Here is a 19,375-nt window from a genome sequence, read left to right on the forward strand (position 1 = left end):
CTCCCCTTTTTTGATGACCGGCATTCTTGCATGGACCCTGCGCGTGCAAGTCAACAATTGTTGATCCCATGCCCGGATTGCCGCAAAACAACGGCTCGATATCTGATGGGGTCTCATGTCCGTTCTTGCCGTCATTCCCGCGCGTTATGGTTCCACCCGGTTTCCCGGCAAGCCTCTGACCGACATTGCCGGTCGCAAGATGATCGAACGGGTCTGGCGCCACACCTCGGCCGCCGAAGGCGTCGACCAGGTTGTTGTGGCGACAGACGATATGCGGATCGCCGATTCGGTGACAACCTTTGGCGGGCGGGCCGTCATGACGCCCGAAACCTGCCGCAATGGCACCGAACGTGCGCTGGCCGCGCTGGACGCGCTGAACAGCACCGCCGAAATCATCATCAATGTTCAGGGCGATGCCGTCCTCACGCCGCCCTGGGTGATCGGCGCGGTGCCGGTCGTGATGCGCGCGGATGCCTCCATCGAAATGGCAACGCCCGCCGTCAGAATGCCGCCGGAAACAGAAGCCAAATTCCGGGCCGCAAAGGCTGCCGGCGAAGTGGGCGGCACCACCGTTGTCTTCGACAGGAATATGAAGGCGCTCTATTTTTCCAAAACCGTCATCCCGTTCCAGCGCAATCCGGATGCCGGCACGCCGACCTGGCAGCATATCGGCCTCTATGGCTATCGCGCGGAGACCCTGCGCCAACTTGTGGCGATGCCCCCCAGCCCGCTGGAACAGGCCGAAAGTCTGGAACAATTGCGTGCCCTGGAGAACGGTATTCCGATCCGCATTGTCGAAGTTGACTATCGCGGCCGGTCCGCCTGGTCCGTCGACGCCCCCTCCGATGTCGCCGAAGTCGAGGCCATCATCGCCCGCGAAGGCGAGCTGGTTGAATGAGCCTGCTTCTCCTCGCACGGCACGGCAATACATTCGGCCCTGGTGACAAGATCGTCTGGGTCGGTGCCAGGGAAGACCTCCCCCTCGTAAAATCCGGCGAAGCCCAGGCCGCGGCTCTGGGTGAAGCCCTGCGCGAACAGAGCATCGCGCCGGCGCGCCTCGTCTCCGGGCCGCTGAAGCGCACGCGGCGCGCGGCGGATATCGTCAAGGCCATCACCATGTCGGATGCAGACATAGAGATCGATAGCCGCCTCACCGAGATCGATTACGGCCAATGGGGTGGCAAGACCGACGACGAGATTGCCGAAATCTTTGGTGCCAATGCCATTCCTGACTGGCGGGAACACCACAAGCGCCCGGGCAATGCCGGCTGGTCACCAGGCGATGACGAATTGAAATCCAATGCACTGGGCGTTCTCGCCGACATGGCGACAGCGGCGTTTCCGGGGCTTGTCATCACCTCGAACGGTATTTTGCGATACTTTCATGCCGCCATCGGATTTGACGGCGATGCCAAGGTGAAAACCGGCCATGTCTGCGCGGCCCGCAAGACGGCCGATGGCTGGCAGCCCCTGTTCTGGAATGCACACCCTGAAACTCTTCCGGAGCTGACATGAGCGGTCCTTTAAGCGGCATCAAGGTCATCGAACTGGCGGGCATTGGACCGGGGCCGCTGGCCGGGCAATTGCTGGCGGATCTCGGAGCCGACGTGATCTCCGTCGATCGCAAGGCCGAAGCCATCGGCATGGCGCGTCCAAAGGATGCCAATCGCCGCGGCAAACGCTCCATCGCCGTCAATCTGAAGGCGGACGGTGCCAGGGATGTGATCCTGAAGCTCTGTGAAACCGCTGACATTCTGATCGAGGGCTTTCGCCCCGGTGTCGCCGAACGATTGGGGCTCGGACCGGATGCCGTACACACCCTCAACCCGGCGCTGGTCTATGGCCGTCTGACGGGCTGGGGACAGACGGGGCCTCTGGCCGACCGGGCGGGGCACGATATCAACTATATTTCCATCACCGGCGCCCTCGCCGCTATCGGCGAAGCCGGCCGCCCCGTCCCGCCGCTCAATCTGGTCGGCGATTATGCCGGTGGATCACTGATGCTGGTCTATGGCGTCATGGCGGCGCTGGTGTCTGCAAAAACCACCGGCAAAGGCCAGGTGGTTGATACGGCGATGACAGACGGCTCGGCCGCGATCATGAGCCTGATCCATTCCCTGCGCGCCTCCGGCATCTGGCAGGACAAGCGCGAGGCCAACATCATTGATGGTGGTACGCCCTTCTATCGTTGCTATGAAACGGCCGACGGCGAATTCATGGCGGTCGGGGCGATTGAACCCCAATTCTTCGCCGAACTGATCAAGGGGCTGAGCCTCGATGAAAGCTGGTGCGCCCGCCAGTATGATGCGGCGGGCTGGCCCGGGATGAAATCCGAATTCGAGCGTGTGTTTGCCAGCCGGACCCGCGAGGACTGGACCCGCATCTTTGAACCGACCGATGCTTGCGTATCGCCGGTTCTGACGATGGCCGAAGCGCCTGCTCATCCGCACAATGCCGCCAGACAGACCTTTGTCGAGATCGACGGCTTTCCCCAGCCGGCCCCGGCCCCGCGCTTTTCAGAAACGGAAACCGGACAGCCGAGCAGCGCCTTCTTTCAGGGGGAGCATACGCGCGAGATTCTCGAAAGCGCAGGATATACCAGCGACGACATCAACGCTCTGATCAGCGATGGAAAGGTCCAGATCGCACAATGATGAACCACATTGTCATTCTCGGTGCCGGACAGGCCGGCCTCCAGCTCGCCGACAGCCTGCGGCGCGAAGGTCATGATGGCCCGATCACACTGATTGGCGAAGAAACCCAGCCCCCCTACCAGCGCCCCCCGCTCTCCAAGGCGTTTCTGTTGGATCAGCTGGAAGAAGACCGCCTGCCCTTGCGGCCCTACAGCTTTTTCGAACAACGCAATATCATCACCCGCTTCGGAACGCGCGCCACCGCCATCGACCGGGAAGACAGGACCGTGGAGCTCGATACGGGCGAAACGCTGGCCTATGACCGGCTGGCATTGTGTCTCGGCGCGAATGTGCGCATTCCCCCGATTCCGGGCGCCGATCTGCCGCACGTTTTGGCGCTCCGCACGCTGGATGATTCCCTGAAGCTCAAGGCCGCACTGGCCAAAGCCAAATCTGTCGTCGTGATCGGCGGTGGATTTATCGGACTTGAAGTCGCCGCTTCGGCCCGAAAGATGGGCAAGGATGTCACCATCATCGAAGCTTTGGACCGGGTGATGAAACGGGCCGTCAGCGAACCGGTGTCCCGCTTCTTCGAGGACTTGCATCGTTCCCATGGCAGCACGCTTTTGCTGGACACGCTCACCGACGCGATCACGCCTGATGGCGTCAGTCTCAAGGATGGCCGGAACGTGCCAGCTGATCTGGTGGTGATGGGAACCGGCGTGTCACCGTGTCACGAACTCGCCCTGACAGCCGGCCTGAATTGCGAAAACGGTATTCTGGTCGATGAATTCACGCGCACATCCGATCCGGACATTGTCGCTGTCGGCGATTGCGCCGCGCATCCCAATCATCTTACCGGGCAGGTCTTGCGCCTGGAGTCCGTCCAGAATGCCATCGATCAGGCCAAGATTGCCGCCAAGACGCTCACCGGAAAGCCGGAAGCCTATACCGCCGTGCCCTGGTTCTGGTCCGACCAGTTCGACATCAAATTGCAGATGGCCGGCCTCTCCATGGACACCGATATCGCCGTAACGCGCGGCGATCCGGCCAGAAGCAGCTTTTCGATTTTCTACTTCAGGGACGGCGTCCTGATGGCCGTCGATTCGATCAACGCGCCGGCCGATCACATGGCGGCCCGCCGCATCCTGGCGCACGACCACCGGTCACTGACGCCGCAGGAAGCCGCCGATCCGGCGTTTGATCTGAAGCTGGCCTTCTAGCCGGCTTCAACTTCGCTAGGTTTCGGAGAGGCGGGCTGCATCTCTGACGTCCACGCCAGCCGGGCAAACCAGCCTGCGGCCAGTATCGCGCCGATAGATGCAAGGCCATAAAGGGCCCACATGACCGCTTCGGCCGGATGGAACATGCCGGCCATCGCCCAGACAGAGGCGAAAGCCACGACAAGCGCTTCCGAGCCGACCAGCACGGTAACGGCAATCACCGATGCGAGTGCTGTCAAGGAATAGGTTCGAATGCGCGCAGGTTTTTCTGAAGGCCCCTGCAAAGCCTGACTGTGAGACGCCATGCGCCTGTTCTTTCCACAAGGATCGGGCCCGATATGGGGCCGATGGCAAACAAGTGGGAAGGCCGGTTCCGCTTGCAATAGGCGGGAAGGCCGGAACTGACAAAATGGGAATCGGGGTTTTCTAGACCTTGCCGGTCACCGGCAGAAGCGCGCCGGTAATGGCGCGCGCTTCATCGGAGGCCAGAAACAGCATGACCGATGCCAGATCGGCCGGTTTCACCCAGATGTCCGGGTCGGTATCCGGCATGTCCTGACGGTTTTGCGGTGTGTCGATAATGGACGGTAGAACGGCATTTACCGTCACATTGGTGGATTTCAATTCTTCCGCCAGGGCTTCGGTCAGACGCATCACACCGGATTTGGACGCCGCATAGGCACCCATGCCCATCCCGGCTTTCAAAGCGCCCGCCGCGCCCACATTGACGATCCGGCCCGCCGGTGCGGCTTTCAGATAGGGCAAGGCCATCTTGCAAGCTGTTGCCGCGGTTTTCACGTTGATCTCGTAGAGAAAATCCCAGCTGTCGATCGATCCGTCTTCCAGCGTCTCCCACCGGAATCCACCCGCAATATTGAGGAGCGCATCCAGACGTCCGTGCTTTTCAACAATGGCATTGAAGAGGTCTGCCGTGGCCTCTGCATCGGTCAGATCGACACCGCCGCGCTGGTCCACGCCGTCCGGAAACGTCTCGCGGGGGCCCTCGGCCCGGTCGATCGCCACGACCGTCCAGCCTTTTGAAAGTGCACCCTTGACAGCCGCCTCTCCCAGAATGCCAAAACCACCCGAAATCGCGATCACCTTGCCGGACATGAAGACCTCCTCTTGTATGCGCCGGACACTAGCGCGCGAAAATTCTCCCGCAAGACTGTCGGCATTGAATGACCCGTTTTGCGCCCGCAGATGGACACAAATGAAGGGGATGAAGTTTCCCGCTACTCGTGAGAGAATGCACATTCGGGAAGGGACAGGGAGATTCCATGATGACGACCGGTTTGACACGCATCGGCCTGGGGGCCGTGGCAATGGCATTGGCACTGACAGCCTGTCAGGAGCGACAGACCGGCACGGCAGGGACGGACCGCGACGGCATTCAGCTCTCGGATCGATCCGCGTCAGCGCCCCGGCCCGAACCGGAATACCCGGACCAGTTTGACTATCTTCGCTATCGTATTGATGTCTCGGCAGCCCAGCCCGCCGCCTGTTTTGTGTTTTCCCAGGCGCTGGACCCCGCCGTCGATTATTCGCCCTATGTCGAACTGGATCCGCCCGCAAATATTGCCCTCCGGATTGACGGATCATCGCTCTGCGTCGGCGGGCTGACCTTCGGTCAGTCGCCCGATATCACCCTGCTGGCAGGCTTGCCCGCCGCCGATGGCGATACCCTGGCGATATCCGAAACCACCACGATCGAATTTGGCGCGCGCCCGGCCTATGTCGGCTTCTCCGGAGACGGCGTCATCCTGCCGCGTATTGATGCCGATGGTATTCCCATCGAGACGGTCAATGTCGATGAAGTCGAAATCGAGGTCTTGCGGATCACGGATCGCGCGCTTGTCTTCCGCGAAATCACGCAAGGCTATACCGCCTCGGAAGATGAATGGGGCTATCTCTATGGCGAAGAAAGCCCGAACGATGTCGGGCGGACCATCTGGCAGGGCACGATGGACACATCGGGCGAGCCCAACGCCCCCGTCATTACAGTTATGCCGCTCGCAGAAACGATTGGCGTTCTGGAGCCCGGCGCCTATTTCGTGCGCGTCCGCGATGCCACCGTTGATGAATCTGAAAACCAACCCGCCCGGTCCGAGCGCTGGTTTGTCATCACCGATCTGGCCCTGACCTCCTATGTCGGACAGGACGGCATCGACGTCACGGTGAGGTCGCTTCAGACCGGCCGGTCCGTGGAAGGCGTCGATATCCAGCTGCTCGCCCAGTCCAATGAAATTCTCGCCACGGTCGAGAGCGATGACGATGGCCGCGTTCGCTTTGACGACCCGCTGACCAACGGCACGGGAGCCAATTCACCCCGCTTGCTGGCCGCCTACGGCCCGGACGGTGATTTCGCCCTGCTCGATTTCAACCGTGCACCGGTGGATCTCTCCGAGCACAATATCGATGGTCGCCGCACGCCCGACGGCGCGGATGCCTTTCTCTATCTGGATCGTGGCATCTACCGTCCCGGCGAAACCGTTCACGCCACGGCGCTGATCCGCGACCGGGAGGCCAATGCGATAGACGACCGGCCCGGCAGTTTCATCCTCTATGCTCCCAATGGCATTGAGTCCGATCGCCTGCGTTTTGATGAAGCGGACATGGCCGGTGGCCTGCAGCACGATTTTGATATTTCGAGCGCCGCCGCGCGCGGCATCTGGCGTCTGTCGCTGGAGCTGGATGGCGTTGGCGTCGTGGGACGCACCAGCTTTTCGGTGGAGGACTTCGTTCCGCAACGCATCGAACTGGATATCGAAGCCGATGACACCACGCCGTTAAAGGCCGAAGAAAGCCGCGGCATCGAAGCCAATGTCCGCTTTCTGTACGGTGCACCCGGAGCCGGCCTGCCGGTGGAAGGCGAAGTCCGTATCGAGGTCGATCCGTCCCCGTTTGAGGAATTTTCCGGCTATCGCTTCGGCCTTCATGATCAGGCCTTTCAGCAGATCGCCTATGACTTGCCCGATGCCGTCACGGACGGCGCCGGCCGCGCCGTGCTCGGGCTCGATGCCGGACGCCGCGGAGCCGAGGCTACCCAGCCCTTGCGCGCCCGGGTCGTTGTCTCCGCCATTGAACCGGGCGGACGCCCGGTGCGCGATGATGTCCGTATCCCCTATCGCCCGCGTGACCTCTACATTGGTCTGGAACCGGATTTCGACGGCCGGGCGGAACGCGATGCGGCAACCGCCTTCAATGTCGTCGCACTCGATTCCTATGGCGATCAGACCGACGCCCGTCTGGAATGGCGTCTGACCCGCCAGGACAATCGCTATGACTGGTATCGGACCAGCGGCGGGGCGTGGCGCTGGCGCCGGACGAGCTTCACGGTTCCGATTGAGGACGGTGTGATCCAGACCGGTGGAGAGATTACGGCGGTCAACACGCCGCCGCTGGATTGGGGCAATTACCGGCTCGAAGTCTCGGGTCCGGATGGCGCTTCCAGCAGCTATGGCTTCTGGGTCGGCTGGGGCAGCGTCGCGCAAGATGGCGTCGAAGCGCCGGACCGCGTCCGGATAGCAACGCCCGAGGACGCACCTGCTGTAGGCGATACGGCCCAGATCACGCTGCAAGCCCCCTATGCCGGTGAAGCGGAGATCGTGGTCGCAACCGACCGCGTGATTGCCAGCTACACCATCAGCCTGCCCGAAGGCGGGACCGGCTTCACGCTGCCCGTCACGGATGAGTGGGGCACCGGCGCTTATGTCATGGCGACGGTTTACACGCCGCGTGACGCCGCAGAGCAACCGCGCCCGCGCCGGGCTGTCGGGGTCGCCTATATTCCGGTCAGCGCCGCAGAGCGCACCATTGATCTCGCCTTCGACATGCCCGAACTGGTGCGCCCGCGTCAGATCGTCAGTGTCGATCTCGAAGCCAGCCAGAATACGCGCAATGCATATGTGACGGTCGCAGCGGTCGATGAAGGCATTTTGCTCCTCACACGCTTTGAATCCCCCGATCCCATCGACTGGTATTTCGGACAACGCGCCCTCGATGTGTCGCTCTATGATGATTATGGCCGCCTGCTCGACCCCAATCAGGGTGCAGCCGCCCCAGTCAGGTCCGGTGGCGACCAGATCGGTGGTGCCGGTCTGACCGTTGTACCCACGCAAACAGTCGCCCTCTTCTCCGGCCCGGTCGAATTTGATCGCAATGGCAATGCCTCGGTCGATATCGAGGTGCCGGATTTCAACGGCGAATTGCGTCTGATGGCGGTAGCCTGGTCGGATACGGCACTCGGTTCGGCGTCGCAGGCCCTGACGGTCCGCGATCCGGTTCCCGCCGAACTGATCCTGCCGCGTTTCCTGTCTCCGGGAGATCAGGCACAGGCAACGCTGACCATTGACAATGTCGAAGGCGAAGCCGGCGATTACATCGCCATGTTCTCCAGCAACGGGCCGGTCTCCTTCGACCAGCCACAGAATGGTGCGGCCATGGAACCGGGCGAACGCCGCGATGATACGGTCGGCATCACGGCCGGTGATATCGGTATCGCTCAACTGTCCATGGATGTGATCGGCCCGGATATCGAACTGGAATCCAGCTATCCGATACAGGTGCGCTCGGCCTTCCGGCCGCAAGCCGATTATCAGCGATACGCTCTGGCGGCCGGCGAAAACTGGTCACCCGATCCGGCACTCCTGTCGGAATTCAATACCGGTGATGCCGAACTTGAGCTCAGTTTTTCGGCCATTCCCATGGATGCGGCAGCGATCTACCAGCATCTCAGCCGCTATCCTTTCGGCTGTACCGAACAACAGACAAGCCGCGCCATGCCGCTGCTCTATGCCGGCCAGATGGCCGCATTGGCCGGTCTCGAGACGGATAGCGATTCCCATCAGCGCATTCGCGATGCCGTCGAAACCATACTCAGCCGGCAAAGCTCCGATGGTGCCATTGGTCAATGGCGGATGGGCGATCGCTACGCCGATGGGTGGCTGGGCGCCTATGCCACCGACTTCCTCGCACGGGCCGACGCGGCCGGGTATGACGTTCCGGAAGCGGCCCTTGATCGCGCCTATACGGTGCTCGGTCATATCGCCCGCGGTGATTTCTATCGCGCTGGCGGGTATGATACGGACATCCGGCGAGGTCCGTGGCAACGCGATACGCAGCAGCGTCTGAATGATCGCAGCCAGGCCTATGCCTTCTACGTGCTGGCCCGCGCCGGACGCGCCGATGTCGGGCGTTTGCGTTATTTCCACGACGAGCGAATCGACCAGATTTCCAGCCCGCTGGCCCGGGCCCATGTCGCCGCCGCACTGGCCATGGTGGGGGATCGCTCGCGCAGCCAGAATGCGTTCGATCTCGCCGAACGTGTCCTCGGCTACAACAATCCCGGCGACTATTACCAGACACCGCGCCGCGATCTGGCGGGCGTGTTGGCACTCGCCGCCGAGGCGGGCGATACGGACCGCGTCGAGCGTCTTGGCAGCCGTGTGGCCGTTGAACTCCCGGCGGTAGACAGCCTGACAACGCAGGAAATGGCCTATCTGCTGCTGGCCGCCAACGCCCTCACGCAAGAAGGCGACGAGGTGGAGATCGCCCCGGATGGTGCCGTCACCGTACGGGCGGAAAATCGCAGTTTCGCGATGTCGCCGGACGATCTGGCGCAAGGGGCGAGTTTCACCAATGCGAGCGATAATCCGGTCTGGCTGACCAGCGTCGCGCGCGGCACACCCAGCGAGCCTCCGGCGGCCGAGGCGTCGCGCCTGACAGTCAGCAAACGCATCCGGAATACGGATGGCAGCGAAGCTGACCTTGCCAATATTTCGCAAGGCGACCGGCTGGTGATCTCGTTTGAAATCGTCAATCCGGAATCGCGCCGGGCACCGCTGATTCTTGCGGATTTGCTGCCGGCCGGTTTTGAAATCGAAGCCGTTGTTCAGACCAATGAAGGCGGACCGAATGGCGTCTATAGCTGGCTCGGATCCATCGATTCCGCCCGCATACAGGAAGCCCGTGATGATCGCTATGTGGCGGCCATCGAGGTCTATGGCCAGCGCACAGAGCGCTATGCCTACACCGTCCGCGCCGTAACGCCCGGCCGGTTCACCATTCCGGGTGTCGTGGTGGAAGACATGTATCGCACTGATGTCTTCGCTCGCACCGCCGCTGGTGAGGTTGTCATCCGGGCCCGCTGATGTCGCGCATACTGACCGCCTGGCGCTGGACCAGCCTTGCCGCCCTGACCGCCATGGTTCTGGCGGTGGGGCTGGACCGCGTCTTTCCGCCGCCCCCATTGGCGGAGCGCTCCATTGTCGTCACCGACGAGCGCGGCCAGATGTTTCGCGCCTTTCCGGTCGAGGGCGGACGCTGGCGGCTGGCCGCGGACCTGGAATCGATCGACCCGGCCTTTGTCAGCGCGCTTATTGCGGTTGAGGATTCCCGCTTTTATGAGCATCATGGTGTCGATCCGATGGCGGTTGTTCGCGCGGGTTTCAATGCCATACGCGCCGGCGAAATCGTATCCGGCGCCTCGACATTGACGATGCAGACGGCGCGCCTTCTCGAGCCGCGCCCCGAACGCAATCTCGGCTCCAAGCTGATGGAAGTCTTGCGGGCATTGCAACTGGAATCCCGTTATTCCAAAGACGAAATTCTGGAAACCTACCTGACACTGACACCCTATGGCGGCAATCTCGAAGGCGTCACCGCTGCCAGCTGGGCCTGGTTTGGCCACGCGCCCGACCGTCTGACACCCGGTCAGATCGCTCTGCTGATCGCCCTGCCACAAGCGCCCGAAGCCCGCCGCCCGGATCTGAGGCCGGAGAATGCCCGGTCAGGCCGCGCGCGAATTCTCGACCGGCTTGCCAGTTATGACATCATCGCCGCAGATATTGCCGCGGAATCCGCCAGTGATCCGATTCCGGTCCGCCACGATTTTCCGGGTTTGGCCTGGCATGCCAGCCAGTATTTACGGACCGCGAATGCTGACGGAGCCGTCAATATTCGCTCGACACTGGATTTCGGCCTGCAACAGCAAGCCGAGCGTCTGGCCCTCGACGCTGCTGAAGCGGCGGGGCCGGATGTCCAGCTCTCCATCCTGATCGTCGAGAATGAGACCCGCGCCGTGCGTGCCGCCATTGGTTCTGCCAGCCGCGCCCGTGATGGCGGATGGATTGATCTGTCCGACCGGCCGCGCTCACCCGGCTCCACGCTGAAACCCTTCATCTACGGGATGGCCTTCGATGACGGACTGGCGATGCCGCACACCCGTATCACGGATGCCCCGCGCCGCTTTGACAGTTATATGCCGGAGAATTTTGACCGCATGTTCCGGGGCGATGTCACCGTCGCCGAGGCCTTGCAACACTCGCTGAATGTCCCCGCAGTCGAAACACTTGATGCGGTGGGTGCCAGCCGCTTTGCCGCGGGTCTGCGCTTTGCCGGGGCCTCACCGGTCATTGGCAACAGCGCCGATACCGATACCGGTCTCGCCATTGCCCTGGGCGGAGCCGGGCTGACCGTTCGCGATCTCGCGACACTCTATACGGGCCTCGCGAATGGCGGCGAAGTGCGTCCTCTCGTCTGGACGGCAGACGCGCTGGCCGCCGACGCGCCCGGCATGCAGATCATGAGCGCCGAATCGGCCGGCGAGATCCTGAACATTCTGCGCGGAGCGCCCCAACCGTCCGGCCGCGCACCTGCCAGCCTGACCAGCAATGCGCCGGCCATCGCCTTCAAGACCGGCACGAGCTGGGGATATCGGGATGCCTGGGCCGCCGGAATTGCGGGAGGTTATACCGTCGTCGTCTGGGTCGGCCGCGCGGATGCGCGCCCGCGCACAGGGCAGACCGGACGCGAGGCGGCCCTGCCGATCCTGTTTGATATCTTCGACATGCTGCCACAACAGGAGACGCCGCGCGAAGACCGTGAGCCCTGGCGTCTCGCGCAGGAAACGCCCGAACCCATGGCAAGGTACAATCGCGACCCACAGCCGGAGATTCTGTTTCCGCCGGATGAAGCCGAAGTCTGGATGGAGGCCAGTGGCCGTGATTATGTCCTGGCGGGCCGGGCGGAAAGCGCCCTGCGCTGGTATGTGGACGGGCGGCCTGTCGCGCTCAATGCGGCGGGTGAGCCGGTCTGGACGCCGCAAGGCCCCGGTTTCTATGCCGTTCGCGCGGTCGATATAGAAGGGCGCTCCACCGTGTCACAGGTCCGCATCATCACGCCTGCCGGATAGCAAGACCCCCAAAAGAAAACGCCCCGCCCGGTATCCCGGACGGGGCGTTTCACTGGCCGGGCCGGAGCCCGGATCAGACCTTATTGACGGCCGAGGATGCGGCTCTGGGCAGCACCATCATAGTCGTCATTGTGGCTGTCGAAATCCACGCCACCGGAATGGTCCTGATAGGACATCGGCGTACGCGAACGTTCAACGGTCGGTGCGTCGAAGTTCGGAAGTTCGATTTCTTCGCAATCCATCATCCGCCACTCATAACGCTCGCTGGAAACGAGACGGTAGCGCGTAATGGTTTCCGAGCGGCCCTGAACAGTGCGGCTCTCAACCGTTGCCGGCTGGGTCAGAACCTGAACCGTATAGGTGTCGTATTCTGCCGGGATCGGAATTTCCTCAACGCGGCCACGCTCGACGAGCACTTCACGCGACACCATGGCATATTCTGCCGGTGTCTCGATTTCATCAATGCGCGCCGGTTGCACGACCACATTGCGGGTCACTGTGCGGTATTCGCCCGGCTCTTCAACCAGACACCAGACTTCACCGGTTTCCGGGTCATAGCGCGTGATCTGGGCACCCGGTACACGACCGCGTTGCCAGGCCATGCGCGGCTCACGAACCATGACCTGCTCGGTCACGGTTTCATGGACGGCCGGACGCACGACATATTCGGTGTAGGCTGGACGGACGAGAACATTCTCTGTGACCGTCTCGTAAACCGGCTGATGAACGACATAACGCACACCGGCATCGCGGCGGACATATTCCTCGATGCGCTCTTCAATGCGTGGCGGTGCCACGTCATAGGTCTCGTAGGCGTCAGACGACGTGATGGTCTCCGTGTAAGGCTCGTAGATCGGCTCAACACGGACACGGGCATAGCACTCACCCGGGGTCGCATTCGTCGGTGGCTCGGACGGAAACCAGGACATGTCGTCGGCGGCTGCAACACCTGCAGTCGGTCCGGCGATCAACGCGGCGGTGCCGCTGAGAAGAAGAAGACGTCGAAGCATTGGATATATTCCCCCAAAAAAGAATTTCGATACCCAACCGTATACCCACAGAAAGCCGGAGTTAAGCGAAAATTAATGTTTTCACCAGTTTTGACGTGGAATAATTGAGCAACTCCCGCGTGAGGGGAATTATTGCCGCGCCAGCCATTCATATATCGCGTCGCGGGCGACTGATTCGGTCAACAGGGGCGTGTGACCTGTATTCGGGACCTCGACATAGTCCATATCCGGACGGCGCAGCATCATGCGGTCCGCGATTTCGCGGGTGACGAGTTCGGAAAGCGCGCCACGGACCAAAAGTGTGGGGATTTCCCGCAACAGGTCGAAGGCATTCCAACGATCTTCGGGCGACGGACCGCCCCCGAGCGACGCCAGAATCGCCGGATCATAGTCCGAACGGAAACTTTCCGGCCCCGTCTGCCGGTGCGTTCTGCGCGCAAAGGTCAGCCAGAATTCATCGGAATCCTCGTCGGGATGGACATGACCATTCACGTCGCGGCAACGCCGCGCGGCGTCACTCCAGGATCGAATAGCTCCGCCCTTGCCCGCAATTTTCCGGATATTTTCCACCCCTTTCGGGTCAATTTCCGGCGCAATATCATTCAGGATCAATCCCCGCACCCGGTCAGGTGCCATCACCGCGGCATACATGGCAATGCCGCCGCCCATGGACGAGCCAATCCAGATGGCCGAATCAGCGCCAGACTGATCGAGCCAGGCCAGACAGTCCCGGACATAGGTTTCGATCGAATAGGTGGCGGTATCGGTTGCGTATTCGCTCTCCCCTCGCCCGCGCATATCGAGTGCGAGGACAGGAAAGCCTTGTCCGGCCAGAGCGGGCGCAAAATCCTCAAAGTCCCGCGAATTACGGGTGAGACCATGCAGGCACAAACAAAGAGGCTTCGCCGCATCGCCGGCATAATACCGGCCAAAGAGGCGAAGCCCGTCAGCAGAGGTCAGCCAGACCGGCTGAGCTTCAGGCATGGGAAAGTCCGCTATTCGGCGTGTCCGACAGCGGAGACATTGCCGTCGCCGCTGGCCTTGGCAACCGCTTCGACATAAGCGCGCCGCGCGTCGAATTCCTTGGCTTTCGCCTCGTCATCGCGTTGCAACTCTTCCGGATCGAGATTGGCATACTGGAGCACACCCATCTCTTCATAGGTCTTCTGGATGTCCTTGCCCCAGATACCGATATCCTTGACGATCGGCACGATGCGCTGGAACAGCATCTGCCGGTAAAGCTGAACGATCTCAGAGTTTTCCGAATAGTCGACACATTCCTGTTCGGGCAGATCCAGAGCGCGATAGACTTCGCGGGCATCGGTCATGCGACCGCGCATCAACCAGCAGGCTTCGACCAGAAATTCTTCCCGCTCATCGCGCTCGGCCTGTGTCAGCTGCGGGTAGTAATCCTTCAGGGAAATTCGGCCAAAAGCCACGTGGCGCGCTTCGTCTTCCATGACATAGGCATTCACCATCCGCGCCAGCGGATTCTGCGCCATATCGCGAATGGCACCAAATGCGGCCAGGGCCAGCCCTTCAATAACGACCTGCATCGCCAGATAGGTCATATCCCAGCGGCTGTCGCGCAGCGCCTGATTGACCAGCTCCTGAAGCGGGTGGGTCATCGGATAGGCCAGGTCGAATTTCTTCAGAAGCTTGGCATAGGCTTCAACGTGGCGCGCCTCGTCCATCACCTGGGTCGCGGCATAGAATTTGGCGTCGAGATCCGGGACTTGCTGGACAATTTTTGCTGCGCACAAAAGCGCGGCCTGCTCGCCCTGCAGAAACTGGGAGATATTCCAGGACTGGGAATGCCGGGTCAGCTCGATGCGGTCTTTCGCACTCATCCGTTCCCAGAGCGGCGAGCCATAGAGGCCGCCGACTTCGACCGGCAACTCCATCGGGTTTTCCGGATCCAGCTCTTGTGTCCAGTCGATGCGATTGACCGCATCCCACTGCATGTCCTTGCCTTTTTGATAAAGGTGCATGAGCGTCTTTCGACCCTCATCAAACTCCCAGTCAAAAACAGCATCAAATTCCTGCGGAACGGTCCAACTTGGGTCAATGTTCGGCAGCGGATAAAGGTCACGCAAGCTCATCAGTCTCTCCCCGATCGGTGCAGCATTTTATAAAAGTAAACGCTGTTCACTTCCGGGGAGAGTGATCGAAATTTACGGGAAACGCAAGAGGCCGCCTATTCCGCGGGCGAAATTGTGCCATCGGCATCGACCGGTGCCGGCACCGGCTTTTCAACGCCCGCTCTTTGCTTGATGGCTTTGGTCGTCAGCCGCGATCCATCCGGCGACCATCCCGGCGGCGCAAAAACATAGGCCAGCGCGTGCTTGAAGGACTTTGCCGAGGCCACATCTTTCACAATGCCCCACCATTCATGGATGGAAATACGCAAGGGGTTATAAGTGCCCAGATTCCGGATAATGCCATAACGGCAGGGCTCTTCGTCCAGCTCGGCCTGAAACGTCCCGAACATGCGGTCCCAGATAATGAAGACACCGGCATAATTCCGGTCGAGATAGAGCGGGTTGGTCGCATGGTGAACCCGGTGATGCGACGGCGTATTCATGATCGCCTCGACCGGCGCCGGCAGGCGTTTGATCACCTCGGTATGGATCCAGAACTGATAGATCAGGTTCAGCCCCCCGCAGAACGCAACCATGGCCGGCGGGAAGCCCATCAATATCATCCACGATCCGAACCAGATGAATTTGAGCGTGAAGACGTTGAACCAGGGCTGACGCAAGGCTGTCGTCAGATTGTAATGCTGCGAAGAATGGTGCGTGACATGATCGGCCCAGAACCAGCGAATGGTGTGCGCGAAACGGTGTGACCAGTAATAGACGAAATCGTCCAGCACAAAGCAGATGATCCAGACATACCACGCCCAGCCGAAATCAAAGACGGCATACTGGCCGATAAAGGCGAACCAGCTGGCCCCCACGGCCGCAAAAACCACACCCGCAATTGTATTGCCCAGACCCATCGCCAGACTGGCACCGGAATCACGGGGCTCGAACTTCGCCTTGCCGGTCCGCTGCGCATAGATCAGCTCGGCCACAATCAGGAGCACGAAAAACGGAATAGCAATCTGGATCGGATCGGGAAGATCAGGCATGGCGTTCAGCTTTCCCCCGCCAGACGCGCGCGCCACTGTGCCGCCACATCTGAATTGTCGAACTCGAAAAGTGTATTCGGAAATGTGAAATCACGAAAGCGCAGATCAAGCGCGCTTCCGTTTTCGGTGATCCGGGCAATGTCGTCCGGCGACATCAACCGGGATACGAGAATATCGCCCTGTGCCACAACCAGCCCGATGCGGCCCGTTGCTTTCTCCATGATCAATGCCGCGCGTTGGTCTTTGGCCAGCACGCCGTCATCCGGCTCGAATGCCAGCAGATCCTGCCGCAGCAAATCGGCGGCGGTTTCCAGCGAGTCGATTCTGGACGGCGTCCAGCCGCCCATCCAGGCATTGAGACCAATCAGCCCCAGAATGAGGACGGCCGATACGGCGATAATGATCAGGGTCGTCATGTCCGGATGTTTGCCAAGAAAAAGGGCGGAGGCAAGGCCCCCGCCCAATCCCTGTTGTCGCAGGTAACGACTAGTTACGCAGGCGGAACGTCACACCATAGGTGCGCGGGTCGCCCGGATAGCCGTTGATATTGCCCGGCAATGTCGAGTCGAAGGAACCTTGCAGATACTCTTCATCTGCCAGATTGCGGCCCCAGACCTGAACTTCCCAGCGGCCATCTTCAGCCGTCAGACCGACACTGCCATTGAAGAGCTGGAAGCTCTCCTGAACCTGAAGCGGATCAAGCTGTGTCGTCAGGAAGGCGTCGGACCGGAAGAAGACTTCGCCGCGAAGGAAGAATTCCAGATTCTCCGAAACCGGACGCTGATAGAGCGCCGTCACATTCCCGGTGAACTCTGCACTGCCGCGTTCGCGGCCGGACAGATCCTGCACCGGCACCAGAGCCGGAGAGGTTGCGCTGGCACGGAACTGACAGTTCGACGTATCCGACACCGGGCATGGACCATCGGTGAAAGTCACATACTTGTCTTCCCAGAGCCAGATGACGCCACCGGTAAGGGTGAGGTATTCGGTTGGCTGGAACAGGGTTTCGATCTCGATACCCGAAATCTGGATCTCGCCCGCATTGTCCGGCACGAAGGATGAACCGGTGAACACGTTGGTCTGGAAGTCCTCGACATTCTGACGGAAGACGGCCGTGTTGATCATCAACACATCGCCGATTGTCGTCTTGATGCCGAATTCCCAGGCCGTGACGGTCTCGGGATCGAAGGTAAAGCTGCCGACCCGCGCCGCAGCAGAGTCGAGTGCAAAACCGCCGCCCTTATAGCCCTGAGTATAAGAGGCATAAAGGTTGAGATCGTCCGTGGCATCATAGCTGGCAATGATCGTGCCGGACAGGTTGGAGTCCGAACGCGAGGAGTTGAAGTTCGGTGCCGGCGGGAAGAATTGCAGTGCACCAAGGCCGAGCAGCGTGTTGACATTCGGATCTGCCGCTGCCGCCTGAGCGCCGGCAACGATTTGCGCAAAGCCGGCCGGGTTTGCACCCTGTACGAAGGCGACGTTAGCCGGCGTGAACGGAAGCCCGGTCGCCTGCGTAAACGCTGCCGGGAAGATCAGAGCGTTAAACCCGATCTGCACAAAATCCAGTGCCGCGTACGGATCCTGAATGGAAATGTCGGAGCGCGCATCTTTTTCGTCATTCGTATAGCGCAGGCCGCCCGTCAGGGTGAACCGGTCATTCACATGCCAGTCCAGCTGACCGAAGAAGGCCATACTGTCATTATTCTGCCAGAAGGTCGAAGACTGACCGGAGCCGGCCGCCAGATATTGACCCGGCACACAGCCGCCGATGAACGGGCCCTGCGGACCGTTACACAAGGCTTCGACAAAAGCGACACCACCACCGGAGAACAAATCCCCAAATGGCCGCAGAAGCGGACCCTGACGCGTAATATTGGTTGTGTTCAGATTCTGGTGGAAGAAATAGGCACCGAGCAGATAGTCGACAGTCCGGTCACCGGTCGAGGTCATCCGGAATTCCTGGGTCGTGGTCTGATAGTCCTGATCCAGGAAACGGCGCTGGTTGAACGGCTGATCCACCCAATCCGGGTCAATGTCCTGATCCTCATCATAGGCACGATAGGCCGTGATGGAGGTAAAGGTGAAGCCGTCGAACTCGTAATTCAGTTCAGCCGACAGACCGCCGCTATTGATCAGAGACGCAATGCTGCCATCAATCGCGATCTGACCGGAATAAGGGTTCACCGGCAATTGCGTCACGCCGAGAAGGGTAAAGGCACCGGCGTTCCCGGGAGACACTAGGGTAAACGGTGCGGCGCAGCAATTCTCGTCGATCTGCTGCATGTCACCAATGATACGCAGCGACAGGCGATCATTCGGTTCGAAGAACAACTGACCGCGCCAGCCCCAGCGATTGCGCTCATTCACATCCCGGCCATCCGGAACGTTGGTGATGAAACCGCCACGCTGGTTGATATTGACGTCGAGGCGGCCGGAGATGCCGTCGCCCAGACCATTTTCAATCATGCCGCGGAAGGTGCGCTGATTGAAAGAACCCAGCGTCACTTCGCCTTCATAGCCGAATGTATCGGCCGGCGTTTCGGTCACGAAGTTGATCACGCCGGCAGACGTGTTCTTTCCGAACAGGGTCGACTGCGGGCCGCGCAGCACTTCAATCCGCTGCACGCCGAGGAAGTCGCCGATCGATGCACCATTCCGGGACCGGTACACACCGTCCACAAACACGCCAACCGACGGCTCGATGCCGAAGTTGAAGGTCGAGGACCCGACGGCGCGAATGGAGAAGCTCGCATTGGATGACGAGGAGTTCTGCGACACGGAGAGTGCCGGAACAAGCGTCTGGAGGTCACGGACATCGCGCAACTGCGATTGTTCCAGAACATCACCGGACACAGCTGTCACGGCGACAGGCGTATCCTGAAGCGTGGTTTCACGCCGCTGTGCGGTCACCGTAATGGTGTCCATGCCTTGCGAATAGACTGGAGCTGCCGCAATCACGGCCATCGCCAGCGCAGTCGAACCGAGTGCCAGTTCGCGAATAGATTTCTGCATATTTTCCCCCTGGATCACCGCGTTTCTCTTGCGGCTTGAGCTTTTATTGCGCCTACTAGATCAAACTTCGATGCTCTTGTCAGTAGCGAACGCGCAACAGGCGAGCATCAGAATGCATCATCACGTGCAAGACGTGTGCCCGATCGGGGTTAACAGGGGGGAAATTCTAC

14 protein-coding genes are annotated in these 19,375 nt (G+C 60.7%); 6 read left to right on the plus strand and 8 right to left on the minus strand.

Going from position 1 to position 19,375, the window contains the following annotated elements:
- Positions 1 to 115: 115 nt before the first annotated feature.
- From kdsB to HXX25_RS09485, 4 genes are read left to right on the plus strand one after another with little or no spacing between them, the layout of a single operon-like run.
- A complete protein-coding gene (gene kdsB / locus HXX25_RS09470) occupies positions 116 to 898 on the plus strand; it encodes a 3-deoxy-manno-octulosonate cytidylyltransferase (protein ID WP_187165681.1) in 783 nt (260 codons plus the stop codon).
- Complete coding sequence (locus HXX25_RS09475) at positions 895 to 1,515, plus strand: histidine phosphatase family protein (protein WP_187165682.1); 621 nt, start codon at positions 895 to 897, stop codon at positions 1,513 to 1,515. Before kdsB ends, HXX25_RS09475 begins: the two co-directional genes overlap by 4 nt.
- Positions 1,512 to 2,654 carry a CaiB/BaiF CoA-transferase family protein gene (locus tag HXX25_RS09480; protein WP_187165683.1) on the plus strand — a complete coding sequence of 381 codons (1,143 nt, stop codon included), beginning with the start codon at positions 1,512 to 1,514 and terminating at the stop codon, positions 2,652 to 2,654. The genes HXX25_RS09475 and HXX25_RS09480 overlap by 4 nt, the downstream gene beginning before the upstream one ends.
- Positions 2,651 to 3,856 carry an NAD(P)/FAD-dependent oxidoreductase gene (locus HXX25_RS09485; protein WP_187165684.1) on the plus strand — a complete coding sequence of 402 codons (1,206 nt, stop codon included), beginning with the start codon at positions 2,651 to 2,653 and terminating at the stop codon, positions 3,854 to 3,856. The genes HXX25_RS09480 and HXX25_RS09485 overlap by 4 nt, the downstream gene beginning before the upstream one ends.
- On the opposite strand, the gene HXX25_RS09490 is transcribed toward HXX25_RS09485, so the two are convergent.
- Together HXX25_RS09490 and HXX25_RS09495 are read right to left on the minus strand one after the other, a co-directional pair.
- Positions 3,853 to 4,095: a hypothetical protein gene (locus tag HXX25_RS09490; protein WP_187165685.1), complete on the minus strand. Its 243-nt coding sequence runs from the start codon at positions 4,093 to 4,095 to the stop codon at positions 3,853 to 3,855. The genes HXX25_RS09485 and HXX25_RS09490 overlap by 4 nt on opposite strands.
- Before the next feature lie 187 nt (positions 4,096 to 4,282).
- On the minus strand, positions 4,283 to 4,969 hold the full coding sequence (locus tag HXX25_RS09495) for an SDR family NAD(P)-dependent oxidoreductase (RefSeq protein ID WP_187165686.1): 687 nt from the start codon (positions 4,967 to 4,969) through the stop codon (positions 4,283 to 4,285).
- 167 nt (positions 4,970 to 5,136) lie between these two features.
- Here HXX25_RS09495 and HXX25_RS09500 point away from each other — a divergent pair, with 167 nt between their 5' ends.
- Positions 5,137 to 10,008 (plus strand): alpha-2-macroglobulin, encoded by a 4,872-nt coding sequence (locus HXX25_RS09500; RefSeq protein WP_187165687.1) that lies wholly within the window; start codon positions 5,137 to 5,139, stop codon positions 10,006 to 10,008.
- Positions 10,008 to 12,050 carry a penicillin-binding protein 1C gene (gene pbpC, locus HXX25_RS09505; RefSeq protein WP_187165688.1) on the plus strand — a complete coding sequence of 681 codons (2,043 nt, stop codon included), beginning with the start codon at positions 10,008 to 10,010 and terminating at the stop codon, positions 12,048 to 12,050. The genes HXX25_RS09500 and pbpC overlap by 1 nt, the downstream gene beginning before the upstream one ends.
- An 80-nt stretch (positions 12,051 to 12,130) precedes the next feature.
- On the opposite strand, the gene HXX25_RS09510 is transcribed toward pbpC, so the two are convergent.
- The 6 genes from HXX25_RS09510 to HXX25_RS09535 all read right to left on the minus strand — a co-directional run bounded on the left by HXX25_RS09510 (position 12,131) and on the right by HXX25_RS09535 (position 19,205).
- A complete protein-coding gene (locus HXX25_RS09510) occupies positions 12,131 to 13,060 on the minus strand; it encodes a hypothetical protein (RefSeq protein WP_187165689.1) in 930 nt (309 codons plus the stop codon).
- A gap of 129 nt (positions 13,061 to 13,189) precedes the next feature.
- Complete coding sequence (locus tag HXX25_RS09515) at positions 13,190 to 14,044, minus strand: alpha/beta fold hydrolase (RefSeq protein WP_187165690.1); 855 nt, start codon at positions 14,042 to 14,044, stop codon at positions 13,190 to 13,192.
- An 11-nt stretch (positions 14,045 to 14,055) separates the two neighbouring features.
- On the minus strand, positions 14,056 to 15,162 hold the full coding sequence (locus tag HXX25_RS09520) for a ferritin-like domain-containing protein (RefSeq protein ID WP_233346628.1): 1,107 nt from the start codon (positions 15,160 to 15,162) through the stop codon (positions 14,056 to 14,058).
- Positions 15,163 to 15,257: 95 nt separating this feature from the next.
- Positions 15,258 to 16,193, minus strand: a complete 936-nt coding sequence (locus HXX25_RS09525) for a sterol desaturase family protein (protein WP_187165691.1) — start codon at positions 16,191 to 16,193, stop codon at positions 15,258 to 15,260.
- Between the two features lie 5 nt (positions 16,194 to 16,198).
- On the minus strand, positions 16,199 to 16,609 hold the full coding sequence (locus tag HXX25_RS09530; RefSeq protein ID WP_187165692.1) for a hypothetical protein: 411 nt from the start codon (positions 16,607 to 16,609) through the stop codon (positions 16,199 to 16,201).
- Between the two features lie 70 nt (positions 16,610 to 16,679).
- On the minus strand, positions 16,680 to 19,205 hold the full coding sequence (locus HXX25_RS09535) for a TonB-dependent receptor (protein WP_187165693.1): 2,526 nt from the start codon (positions 19,203 to 19,205) through the stop codon (positions 16,680 to 16,682).
- Positions 19,206 to 19,375 lie beyond the last annotated feature (170 nt).

The sequence above is a fragment of the Hyphobacterium sp. CCMP332 genome, from assembly GCF_014323565.1.
GTDB lineage: Bacteria > Pseudomonadota > Alphaproteobacteria > Caulobacterales > Maricaulaceae > Hyphobacterium.

What these genes read in the sequence shown, in the direction of transcription:
- kdsB (WP_187165681.1), top strand. Translation starts at nt 116, where the DNA reads ATGTCCGTTCTTGCCGTCATTCCCGCGCGTTATGGTTCCACCCGGTTT.
- HXX25_RS09475 (WP_187165682.1), top strand. Translation starts at nt 895, where the DNA reads ATGAGCCTGCTTCTCCTCGCACGGCACGGCAATACATTCGGCCCTGGT.
- HXX25_RS09480 (WP_187165683.1), top strand. Translation starts at nt 1,512, where the DNA reads ATGAGCGGTCCTTTAAGCGGCATCAAGGTCATCGAACTGGCGGGCATT.
- HXX25_RS09485 (WP_187165684.1), top strand. Translation starts at nt 2,651, where the DNA reads ATGATGAACCACATTGTCATTCTCGGTGCCGGACAGGCCGGCCTCCAG.
- HXX25_RS09495 (WP_187165686.1), bottom strand. Translation starts at nt 4,969, where the DNA reads ATGTCCGGCAAGGTGATCGCGATTTCGGGTGGTTTTGGCATTCTGGGA.
- HXX25_RS09500 (WP_187165687.1), top strand. Translation starts at nt 5,137, where the DNA reads ATGATGACGACCGGTTTGACACGCATCGGCCTGGGGGCCGTGGCAATG.
- pbpC (WP_187165688.1), top strand. Translation starts at nt 10,008, where the DNA reads ATGTCGCGCATACTGACCGCCTGGCGCTGGACCAGCCTTGCCGCCCTG.
- HXX25_RS09510 (WP_187165689.1), bottom strand. Translation starts at nt 13,060, where the DNA reads ATGCTTCGACGTCTTCTTCTTCTCAGCGGCACCGCCGCGTTGATCGCC.
- HXX25_RS09515 (WP_187165690.1), bottom strand. Translation starts at nt 14,044, where the DNA reads ATGCCTGAAGCTCAGCCGGTCTGGCTGACCTCTGCTGACGGGCTTCGC.
- HXX25_RS09520 (WP_233346628.1), bottom strand. Translation starts at nt 15,162, where the DNA reads ATGAGCTTGCGTGACCTTTATCCGCTGCCGAACATTGACCCAAGTTGG.
- HXX25_RS09525 (WP_187165691.1), bottom strand. Translation starts at nt 16,193, where the DNA reads ATGCCTGATCTTCCCGATCCGATCCAGATTGCTATTCCGTTTTTCGTG.
- HXX25_RS09530 (WP_187165692.1), bottom strand. Translation starts at nt 16,609, where the DNA reads ATGACGACCCTGATCATTATCGCCGTATCGGCCGTCCTCATTCTGGGG.
- HXX25_RS09535 (WP_187165693.1), bottom strand. Translation starts at nt 19,205, where the DNA reads ATGCAGAAATCTATTCGCGAACTGGCACTCGGTTCGACTGCGCTGGCG.